Annotated in this window: 8 protein-coding genes and 1 pseudogene; 7 read left to right on the top strand and 2 right to left on the bottom strand. The window is 37.8% G+C overall.

Annotation, left to right across the window (positions count from 1 at the left end):
• Positions 1–185: pseudogene (locus HMPREF0023_RS06500) on the top strand (hypothetical protein); the annotation flags it as partial.
• A gap of 241 nt (positions 186–426) precedes the next feature.
• On the top strand, positions 427–876 hold the full coding sequence (locus HMPREF0023_RS06495) for a hypothetical protein (protein WP_008941539.1): 450 nt from the start codon (positions 427–429) through the stop codon (positions 874–876).
• Here HMPREF0023_RS06495 and HMPREF0023_RS06490 read toward each other — a convergent pair.
• Positions 873–1871 (bottom strand): glycosyl transferase family protein, encoded by a 999-nt coding sequence (locus tag HMPREF0023_RS06490; protein WP_109440342.1) that lies wholly within the window; start codon positions 1869–1871, stop codon positions 873–875. The genes HMPREF0023_RS06495 and HMPREF0023_RS06490 overlap by 4 nt on opposite strands.
• Before the next feature lie 247 nt (positions 1872–2118).
• On the opposite strand from HMPREF0023_RS06490, the gene HMPREF0023_RS06485 reads away from it, so the two are divergent.
• On the top strand, positions 2119–3264 hold the full coding sequence (locus tag HMPREF0023_RS06485; RefSeq protein ID WP_017395703.1) for an acyl-CoA dehydrogenase family protein: 1146 nt from the start codon (positions 2119–2121) through the stop codon (positions 3262–3264).
• A gap of 99 nt (positions 3265–3363) precedes the next feature.
• Complete coding sequence (locus HMPREF0023_RS06480) at positions 3364–3954, top strand: GNAT family N-acetyltransferase (RefSeq protein ID WP_008941536.1); 591 nt, start codon at positions 3364–3366, stop codon at positions 3952–3954.
• An 85-nt stretch (positions 3955–4039) separates the two neighbouring features.
• On the opposite strand, the gene HMPREF0023_RS06475 is transcribed toward HMPREF0023_RS06480, so the two are convergent.
• The gene (locus HMPREF0023_RS06475) at positions 4040–4981 is read right to left on the bottom strand and encodes an alpha/beta hydrolase (protein ID WP_008941535.1); all 942 of its coding nucleotides are present in this window, start codon (positions 4979–4981) and stop codon (positions 4040–4042) included.
• Between the two features lie 190 nt (positions 4982–5171).
• Here HMPREF0023_RS06475 and pheA point away from each other — a divergent pair, with 190 nt between their 5' ends.
• From pheA to HMPREF0023_RS06460, 3 genes are all read left to right on the top strand, one after another.
• The gene (gene pheA, locus HMPREF0023_RS06470; RefSeq protein ID WP_008941534.1) at positions 5172–6281 is read left to right on the top strand and encodes a prephenate dehydratase; all 1110 of its coding nucleotides are present in this window, start codon (positions 5172–5174) and stop codon (positions 6279–6281) included.
• Positions 6282–6353: 72 nt separating this feature from the next.
• Complete coding sequence (locus tag HMPREF0023_RS06465; protein ID WP_008941533.1) at positions 6354–8603, top strand: bifunctional prephenate dehydrogenase/3-phosphoshikimate 1-carboxyvinyltransferase; 2250 nt, start codon at positions 6354–6356, stop codon at positions 8601–8603.
• A gap of 285 nt (positions 8604–8888) precedes the next feature.
• The gene (locus tag HMPREF0023_RS06460) at positions 8889–9359 is read left to right on the top strand and encodes an Lrp/AsnC family transcriptional regulator (protein ID WP_004638699.1); all 471 of its coding nucleotides are present in this window, start codon (positions 8889–8891) and stop codon (positions 9357–9359) included.
• Positions 9360–9402 lie beyond the last annotated feature (43 nt).

Genomic DNA, 9402 nt, shown 5'->3' with positions numbered 1-9402 from the left:
CTGATACCAACGTAGAAGCTACCGAGAAACTGAGTGTACGAGCAGGTCAATTATGCCCAAAAACTGGTTACTGGTTTACAGTCGCACAAGAAAATTCACGACAATATTTTAAGCAAGGTGAAATCTTACCTGAGCTTAAAACTCAGGATTGGGGTGAGGTATATTGGCAGTTTGATAGCGAATAGATGGAATGTTGGTTGAATTTGGGATGGAAATAATACACCAATTTTAAATTTGCCCTCAAAAAATATTTAATTGAATTTTATTTTGGGGGTAAGTCATGCCTATAATTTATTTTATGTGTTTTTTATTAAGTGTGCTCAGTTTTCTCATTTTAACCCGTTCATATTGTTGATTTTTAGTGTCATTACACTCAGTTTTTATTGGTTTTGTTATTACTTAAAATTGAGCAAAATTCAGATTTGTTTGTCTTATATTTATGGAGGTCTAGTAATAGGGTTGCTTTTAAGGTTAACTATCTATTTTTGGCTAAGTAAAAATTATCATTTGTTTATATTGCTGCCAATTATTGCAGTTATTCTAATTATTGTTTATGAAGAGTTATTTAAAAAGAATTATTCACTGAATCCTAGTTTTTTTTCTGAGGATAAAAATTTTGAAATAGTCAAAAATAAACAACAGATTGAAGAGTTTTTTAGTAATCCAGAGCGGCTTATTGGTACCTCTATAAACGAAATAGAAAAACCCCATAATGCAGGACTTTGCAATCTGTTTGGGAGTTATGACTTTGGCATAGCTTATCATGAGTGGTATACAGAGAAGCATAAGATAGAAGTGATAACCAAAAATGAGATCTGTATTGAAATTTCAGTGATTAAAGGCGACTTCACTGAGAAATCGCTTCACTTATCTTAATTTAAACGACTATCCCAAAGAACTTTAGCTTTCACCATGGCTTCATCGTAGCTGTTGACAGCGCCCATTGTATAAAGTGCGATTCCCATAGTCTCTATGATTGCCATTTCACCATATTCATGTGTTTGCTCACCGAGCCAAACAGCTTTAAATACTGCTAGATCAAGTTCTTCTTCGATTGGGCTGCGATCAGGTGTCAGTTTTGGTAATTCGTGCTCATATAACTCCCCATTTTTTATTCCACAAATAAGTGTCTTGGCATCAGGATTACGCTCAAACTCACCACCTTCACCTTTAATCACTGCACTATTTTGATAACCTAAACGAAAAGCGGTTTGCTGGTGTGAAGTGCGATAAGCAGGATGGAAAATAGCTTGCAAAGTTGCTTTTGCATTGAATGGATTAATTAAACGGGCAAGTGTGTGAATTGGAGAGCGTAAGCCCATCACGTTTCTCAGTGAAATAAGCTCACTTAGAATTGGTGAGATGACTTCCAGTGGCAGATAGGCAAAATTATGTTGATTGAGTTGAGTGCTGACATCTTGTTCATTTTGGCAAATAGAATAGCCTAAGTATTGAAGAACTTGCTCAGTATAAACACGGTTAATCGTATGACCTGATGCACCATGCATAACGATCTTGTAACCATGATGTGCCAAAGTTAGTGCTGCTAATAAAAACCAAGGATAGTGTTTACGTTTACCTGCATAAGATGACCAGTCTAAATCGACATCAAGTGGGGCAAAGTTCAATTGATCACGGGTTGCTTGAACAAAACCAGCAAGTTCATCTACGGATTCCTCTTTAACACGTAAAAGCATTAAAAAGGCACCAAGCTGTACATCAAGCACTTCATCTTTCAAAATCATGCTAAATGCTTGATAAGCTTCTTCATAGCTAAGTGAGCGAGAACCTGTCTTGCCTTTCCCTAAAATACGGACATATTGTGCAAAGGGATGTTCAGCAGTTTTATAGATATTTCGTTTTGTGTTCATGATCGGATTTAAGACGTCGCTAGCAGTGAAATTAATATGACATAAAAGCAGCATGTTTAGCGGAAAAATTCAGTTGTGCTGTTTAATCATTAATCAATTGTGCGTCAATTTGCATGATTGCAAATAAAATAACTGACCGAATGAGTCTAGTGATTTGATGCAAACGGAACATGACATCTAGCCTAAAAATCATTAGCATGACTGCGAAGTGATTTTTTAAGAAAAATGAAATCGAAAGGAAATAATGATGTTAGCTTACGATGCAGATTTGGAACTCTTCCGCGATAACTTTAAACGTTTTATGAGCGAGCATATTGCACCGCATTATGAACAATGGGAACGAGAAGGGCTTATGCCTCGTTCTGTTTGGAACTTATTAGGTGAAAATGGTTTCTTGTGTGTAGATGTACCAGAAGAATATGGTGGTTATGGTGTACCAACACATTATTCATTGATGTTAGTAGAAGAATCTGCACGTGCGGGTTATTGTGCATTATCTACCGCGATTTCTTGTCACTCTGAAATTGCAGCACCATATATTCAACATATTGGTACAGAAGAGCAAAAGCAATACTGGCTACCTAAAATGGTATCTGGTGAAGCTGTTGGCGCGATTGGGATGACTGAACCGGGTGCTGGTTCAGATTTACAAGCAATGCGTACGAGTGCCATTTTGCAAGATGATCATTATTTATTGAATGGCTCTAAAACTTTTATTTCAAATGGTCAACATGCGGATGTTGTGGTACTTGCGGTAAAAACCGATCCACAAGCACGTGCTAAAGGCGTATCTTTATTGTTGGTTGATACCCATCTGGATGGATTTAAGAAGGGAACAAATTTAGACAAGATCGGTTTACATTCGCAAGATACTTCAGAATTGTTCTTTGATAATGTAAAAGTACCTAAAGACCAATTACTTGGTAACGCAGGTTCAGGTTTTGCTTATTTGATGCAAGAGTTACCACGCGAACGTACTGCAATTGCATCAACTGCTTTGGGTGCCATTCGCGGATCAATTGATTTAGCAACGACCTATGTAAAAGAGCGTCAAGCTTTTGGTCAAGCAATTGCACAATTCCAAAATACACGTTTCGTGTTGGCTCAAGCAAAGATTGACGAATTAGCAACGGCAGCGTTCTACAACCAAAATGTTGAATTGTATATGCAAGGTAAATTGGATGTTGAAACTGCTGCGGCATTGAAGAGCTTCAGTACTGATATGCAGATGAAAGTTGCAGATAACTTACTTCAACTCTTCGGTGGTTATGGTTATATGACTGAATATCCGATTTCTCGTTTCTTTGTAGATGCACGTATCCAACGTATTTACGGTGGTACTAACGAGATTATGAAAGAAATCGTAGCACGTGGTTTGATTGGAAAATCTTAATCTAAGAGCTAATTCTATTTTAAAGATTTGAAAACCATATAAGAAAAGTTGAATCGGTTAATCTGATTCAACTTTTCCTGTTTATATAAAATATTTGATATGAATTTATACGAAAATAAGTCATTTATCTCAGCTTTAGCCAATCAAGATATTTATTTGCAAGTATTATGTCTAGAAGATGCTGAAGATATATATTCCGCAATTACTTACTCACTTGAACATTTGATGAAATATCCAGCGACAATACCATGGATATTGAATGAACAAAGTTTAGAAAATACAAAACTATACTGTCTAAATGTCATTAGCAATTTACCAAAGAATCAAGACATTGTTTTTGTGATTAGACAAAGTCACACTCATAATTTTATCGGTTTAGTCGGGTTGCATAATATTTGTTGGGAGATCGCAAAACTTGAGATTGGTTTCTGGGGAAATAGTGCGTTTAGCAAAAGGGGATTAATGAGGAAAGCTATACAATTATTGATATGCATGTTGCAAGAATATTATGATTTTACTTGTATTGAAGCTCATGTTGACCAAGAAAATAAAGATGCAAGAATGTTGTGTGAAAAAAGTGGATTTGAATTGGATACATTAATCCAAAATGGATTGAAGAATCCTATTGATAGTACCTTTCGCAATTTATGTGTTTATCGAGTTTTAAGACTACAAGCGTATTCTCCTTAAGAGATTTAGTTGATCTCACCTTGGATCTTTTTATGTTTGCAATAATGTATTGATTTAATAAATTATAAAATTAAATAGTTAGCCATTATTTAGTCATGGCATTATCAAACAGTTCCGAGCATTTTTGAATGTGGCAACCCGCTAACATCACAGCTTTGGGTAAACTTGCATACATATTGGTGAGATGCTGTTCTGCTGGGTGTTTATAGTCCCAGTACATAAATTGATGAGATCGCTGATCTAGGAAGTTTTGATAAAATGCATTTTGTTTTTGCATCGAGTTTGCGTCAGGTGCAGTATTTTTTCTGTGCTCGTGCGTACCCACTGTAGTCATTAACATGAGTGTTTGATCGCTATTTTCTCTATGATTTAACCAGTCGTTTTGTCGATTTAACAGAGCATAGTGATCAAACCATAATGATGGGCTTGCTGCGAAATAGCGTTGGAAAGTTTGTGGCTGAGTAAAGAAGGTATGTAAAACGAAGAGTCCGCCAAAGGAATGACCAAATAAGCTTTGTTGTTGGGAATTGACCTTGATTTTGGAATGAATGACAGGTTTAAGTTCTTGCTCAATAAACTTGATGAATTGCTCTGCACCTCCATATTGGTATTTTGACTGTTTTTGAAATTCAGTTGATGCTTTTGGGGTATAATCCAGAGCGCGTTTTTTTGTATCGAAAGTACTTTGCATTGGATAGCCAATTGCAACGATTGCGATGGGATCTAGACCTAAACGATTAGCACCTGCACCTACAGATTTAGCAATATTGGCAGCACTGTCGAAGGCTGCATTACCATCGAGTACATACAGTATTGGAAAACCACCATTTGGTGCTTCACCAGCAGGAACAGATATCTGTATCAAATAATCATGTTTAGTATATTTCGAATTCAGTACGAAACTCTGTTGTGTTTGAAATTCTGATTTTGATGTGTTGTTATTTTTATTCAATGATACCGATTGAGCAAAAGTTACGTCTAAGCTGATGAATAAAGAAAAAGTTAAAATACTAAAGTGTCTCAGCATAATGGATTCGATCAGGTTTTTACTTGAATGTAATATATAATGAAACTCATTATCAATAAAGGTCAATTATAAAAAGAGTTAAAACACAGCGTGTTTAATAACATAAAGTCTTGTTATACTAGCTCGGGAAATCAATTCATAGATGAATTGTAATCCATTTTTATAGATGATTTTGCTGAGGCTACATTCAATGGTAAACGATGGACAGAACACATCGACGTCACTTAACTTAGAACAAATTCGTAATGATATTGATAGTGTTGATCAACAAATCCAAGAATTACTAAATCGCCGCGCTTCGTTGGCTGAGGCAGTAGCTAAGGCGAAATTTGCAGCAGAAGAGAATCCATTATTTTATCGTCCAGAACGTGAAGCGCAGGTATTACGTAAAGTCATGGAACGTAATCAAGGTCCTTTATCTGATGCGACGATGGCTCGATTATTCCGAGAGATTATGTCTGCCTGTTTGGCGCTTGAAGCACCACAGAGCATTGCATTCTTAGGACCTGAAGGAACATTTACGCAATCGGCTGTTTTGAAGCATTTTGGGCAAGATGCAATTGTGCGTCCGTTGCCAACCATTGATGAAGTGTTCCGTGAAGTTGAGGCAGGTAGTGCACATTATGGTGTGGTGCCAGTTGAAAACTCATCTGAAGGAATCGTAAACCATACCCTTGATTGTTTTAAAGCATCGACGTTAAATGTCATCGGTGAGGTAGAACTTCGGATTCATCATCAATTTCTTGTGTCAGAAAATACTCGTAAAGATAGTATTAAACAAATCTACGCCCATCAGCAGACTTTAGCACAGTGCCGTAAGTGGTTGGATGCTCATTATCCCGGTGTAGAGCGTGTTGCCCTAAATTCTAATGCAGAGGCTGCACGTCGTATTCGTAATGAATGGCATTCTGCTGCGATTGCATCTGATATTGCGGCGAATATGTATAATCTTGAGATTTTACATAGCAATATTGAGGATAACCCAGAAAATACGACGCGATTCCTTGTGATTGGTCGTGAAAAAATTCCTCAAAGTGGTAATGATAAAACCTCTTTATTGATCTCAGCACATGATCGTGCAGGTGCTTTATTAGAGATCCTTGCGCCATTTGCGAAGCATAAAATCAGCTTAACTAGTATTGAAACGCGCCCAGCTTTACCTGAAAAATGGGCATACGTATTCTTTATTGATTTAGAAGGTCATATTGATCAAGCTAATGTAGCTGCAGCTTTAGACGAAATTCGTCCGATGGTTAAAGAGCTGCGAGTACTGGGTTCTTATCCAATTGCTGTTTTGTAATTTTTGACCGTATGGGTAGGTGGTTTATACATCTATCCATATCAAAATCGTCTTATTAGGCAAATATGTTTTATGTCTCAACCATTATTTAAAAAAGTTGCATTTATTGGACTTGGACTGATTGGGTCTAGTCTTGCTCGTGTGATTGTGGCAGAACAACTTGCATCTGAAATTGTCGCTTCAACACGCTCAAAGAAAACTTTAGATGACGCAAAAGCATTGGGTATTATTCAGGAAGGTTATGCAAATCCTGAAGAAGCTGTTGTAGGTGCTGACTTAATTGTTTTGGCGCTACCTGTGCGTGCAACTCAAAAGGTACTCGAACAGATCAAACCTTATCTGGACCAAAATGCCATCATTACCGATGTGGGAAGTACCAAAGGCAATGTTGTTGAGGCTGCAAAAGCCGTGTTTGGTGAGCGTCTACCGGTTGGTTTTGTTCCTGGACATCCGATCGCAGGTGCTGAACATACAGGTGTGCATGCAGGCAAAGTCGATTTATTTGCAAATCATAAAGTGATTTTGACACCAGTTGCTACAAGTGCGGATTGGGCGGTCGAAAAGCTGATTCAGCTTTGGTCTGCTGCGAAAGCTGAAGTCATCTGTATGGATGTGACCAAACATGATGAAGTATTGGCACACACCAGTCATTTACCACATTTGATGGCTTTCAATCTAGTAGAGCAATTGGCGAACCGTGAAGATAATTTAGATATCTTCCGTTATGCTGCGGGTGGTTTTCGAGACTTTTCTCGAATTGCAGCCAGTGATCCACAAATGTGGCATGATATTTTTTTCGCCAACAAAACTGCGATTTTGAATGCTGTAGAAGGTTTTGAACAGCAACTTTCAGTGTTGAAAAAACTAATCGAACAGGAAGATTCACAAGCGTTAATGGGATTGCTTGGGCATGCTCAAGCTGCTCGTCAACACTTTAACCATATGTTAGCCAAAAAACCTTTGATGGAGAAAAACAAGGTGACACAGCAATTTAGTATTTTACCGGGAAAGAAAACATTTACAGGTAAATTCACCGTACCAGGTGACAAGTCTGTGTCGCATCGTTCAATCATGTTTGGCGCGATTGCTGAAGGCACAACGCATGTGACAGGTTTCTTAGAGGGTGAAGATGCATTGGCAACTTTACAAGCTTTCCGTGACATGGGTGTAAGCATCGAAGGTCCGAAGAATGGTGAAGTCACGATTCATGGTGTCGGTATGCATGGCTTGAAAGTACCTGCAAGCGCTTTATATATGGGTAACTCAGGCACAAGCATGCGTTTGTTGTCTGGTATGTTGTCTGCGCAAAAGTTTGATTCTGTGATGACTGGCGATGCGTCATTGTCTAAACGTCCAATGGAGCGTATTGCCAAGCCACTTCGTGAAATGGGTGCTCAGATTCAAACCACCGGTGAAAAAGGTACACCACCAGTAAGTATTACAGGTAACCAAGCGCTTAAAGGGATTCAATACGATTTACCAATGGCTTCTGCGCAAGTGAAATCTGGAATTTTATTAGCAGGTTTATGGGCTGAAGGTGTAACTTCAGTGACTGAACCTGAACCAACACGGGATCATACTGAACGTATGTTACGTGCCTTTGGGTATGATGTGAAAACTGAAGGCAATAACATTTCTCTTGTGGGCGGTGGTAAGTTAGTCGGTACGAATATTCAAGTTCCTTCTGATATTTCTTCGGCTGCATTCTTTATGGTTGGCGCTGCGATTACTGAAGGTGCTGATGTTGTACTTGAAGCGGTTGGTATCAACCCAACACGTACTGGTGTGATTGAAATCCTGAAACAAATGGGCGCTGATCTGACCGTTGAAAATGAACGTATCGCTGGTGGTGAGCCGATTGCAGATATTCATATCAAAGGTTCTCGTACACTCAAAGGCATCCATATGCCAGAAGATCAAGTACCATTGGCGATTGATGAGTTCCCCGCATTATTTATTGCGGCTGCATGTGCTGAAGGTCAAACTGTGTTGACTGGAGCTGCTGAGTTACGTGTGAAAGAATCAGATCGTATCCAAGTGATGGCAGATGGTTTGAAAATCATGGGTATCGATTGCACGCCAACTGAAGATGGTATCATCATTGAAGGTAAAGGCAAATCTGGCGATTGGTCAGCAATCTTTAATGGTGGTGAAATTGAATCTCACCATGATCATCGTATTGCAATGAGTTTTAGTATTGCAGGTCTGAGAACTGCTGGTGCGATTACGATTCATGGTACTGAAACGGTTGCAACAAGTTTTCCGACGTTTACGGAACTTGCAAATACCGCAGGGCTTGATTTGAAAGTTGTAGAAGCTTAAGCAATTTTTGATTGCACTATAACTTAAAATGAAATCTATTTAAAAACGAGCCAAGCTAAACTTGGCTCGTTTTTATCATATGTAGTAAGAATAGCTTAGAGTTGAAAAAAATAAGTTTAATAGGTCAGTATGTGGGAAATAATCTGAAGTTATGACTTTTTATTCAAATATAATTGAATAAAATCTTTAAAAATTGGAAATTATTGTCAAATACACTTTTAAAAAAATGCAAACAGGGAAATAATAGGTGACTAAATTTCATTACATTGAAAAAGGAATAATAAGATGGAGTTAGATCGTTTCGATAAGCAGATTCTTGAGATCTTAACGCATGAAGATGTGAACCTGAATGAGCTATCAGAACGTATTAATCTGTCTGTGAGTTCGGTGCATCGTCGGATCAAAAATTTGATTGAATCTCAGGTGATGGGACAGCTAAAAAGAGAAATTAACTTTAATAAGCTTGGATTCAGTTTACATATCTTATTGCAAGTTTCTTTGAGCAAGCATGATAGTGAGACTTTTGATAAGTTTTTAGAAGAGCTAGAAGATATTCCAGAAGTAACCAATGCTTTTTTGGTCACAGGGCAGAGTGCAGATTTTATCTTAGAACTTGTTGCGCGTAATATGGATGATTACAGTGAAATATTATTACGCCGTATTGGTAAAATCGACAGTGTTGTCGCGCTGCATTCCAGTTTTGTGATCAAAGAATACAACGTCTTTAACTGTTATAAACTTTTAAATAAGCTATAAAAAATGCATCTAAAAAGAATAGCATTTTTTACTTCATATTGTG

Origin of the sequence: Acinetobacter sp. ATCC 27244, assembly GCF_000156555.1 — a bacterium.
Classification (GTDB): Bacteria; Pseudomonadota; Gammaproteobacteria; order Pseudomonadales; family Moraxellaceae; genus Acinetobacter; species Acinetobacter haemolyticus.
Note: the sequence above shows the minus strand (reverse complement) of the source record. Positions and strands in the feature narration are given on the sequence as shown.

What these genes read in the sequence shown, in the direction of transcription:
- HMPREF0023_RS06480 (WP_008941536.1), top strand. Translation starts at nt 3,364, where the DNA reads ATGAATTTATACGAAAATAAGTCATTTATCTCAGCTTTAGCCAATCAA.
- HMPREF0023_RS06475 (WP_008941535.1), bottom strand. Translation starts at nt 4,981, where the DNA reads ATGCTGAGACACTTTAGTATTTTAACTTTTTCTTTATTCATCAGCTTA.
- HMPREF0023_RS06465 (WP_008941533.1), top strand. Translation starts at nt 6,354, where the DNA reads ATGTCTCAACCATTATTTAAAAAAGTTGCATTTATTGGACTTGGACTG.
- HMPREF0023_RS06485 (WP_017395703.1), top strand. Translation starts at nt 2,119, where the DNA reads ATGTTAGCTTACGATGCAGATTTGGAACTCTTCCGCGATAACTTTAAA.
- HMPREF0023_RS06490 (WP_109440342.1), bottom strand. Translation starts at nt 1,871, where the DNA reads ATGAACACAAAACGAAATATCTATAAAACTGCTGAACATCCCTTTGCA.
- pheA (WP_008941534.1), top strand. Translation starts at nt 5,172, where the DNA reads ATGGTAAACGATGGACAGAACACATCGACGTCACTTAACTTAGAACAA.
- HMPREF0023_RS06460 (WP_004638699.1), top strand. Translation starts at nt 8,889, where the DNA reads ATGGAGTTAGATCGTTTCGATAAGCAGATTCTTGAGATCTTAACGCAT.